This window comes from Bradyrhizobium sp. NAS96.2 (genome assembly GCF_001908235.1).
In the GTDB taxonomy this organism is placed as follows: domain Bacteria; phylum Pseudomonadota; class Alphaproteobacteria; order Rhizobiales; family Xanthobacteraceae; genus Bradyrhizobium.
In genome coordinates this window covers 1-596 of record NZ_LGHK01000441.1, presented here as the reverse complement: position 1 = coordinate 596, position 596 = coordinate 1, and the positions used below count along the sequence as shown (strand labels likewise).

At 64.1% G+C, this 596-nt stretch carries 1 protein-coding gene; it reads left to right on the top strand.

Translation table 11 applies throughout. From position 1 onward, the window contains the following. Window positions 1–596, top strand: a 596-nt coding sequence (locus AC628_RS44670; protein ID WP_074132588.1) for a hypothetical protein, incomplete at both ends; no start/stop codon positions are given.

Below are 596 nucleotides of genomic sequence, written 5' to 3'. Positions count from 1 at the left end.
CAGCTGACGCAGACCACTTACGTCGCCGGCAACGGCACCGACCAGCTCTGGGTCCGCGTCAACGACGGTACGGCCTGGAGCGCTTGGCAGGCCTTCACCGCAGGCCCTGTGCCGCCGGTTGTGACGGCCTCCAATGCGGCGATCGCGTCTGGCCATAGCGTAGCTGCTTCCAGCCTGTTCACGGCCGGCGATCCCGACGGCGGCAGCATCACGACCTATAGCTTTTGGGATTCGAACACCAACGGCCATTTTGCGATCAACGGCGTTACCCAGGCCGCCAATACTGAGATCCAGGTTAGCGCAGCGCAGCTGACGCAGACCACTTACGTCGCCGGCAACGGCACCGACCAGCTCTGGGTCCGCGTCAACGACGGTACGGCCTGGAGCGCTTGGCAGGCCTTCACCGCAGGCCCTGTGCCGCCGGTTGTGACCGCCTCCAATGCGGCGATCGCGTCTGGCCATAGCGTAGCTGCCTCCAGCCTGTTCACGGCCGGCGATCCCGACGGCGGCAGCATCACGACCTATAGCTTTTGGGATTCGAACACCAACGGCCATTTTGCGATCAACGGCGTTACCCAGGCCGCCAATACTGAGAT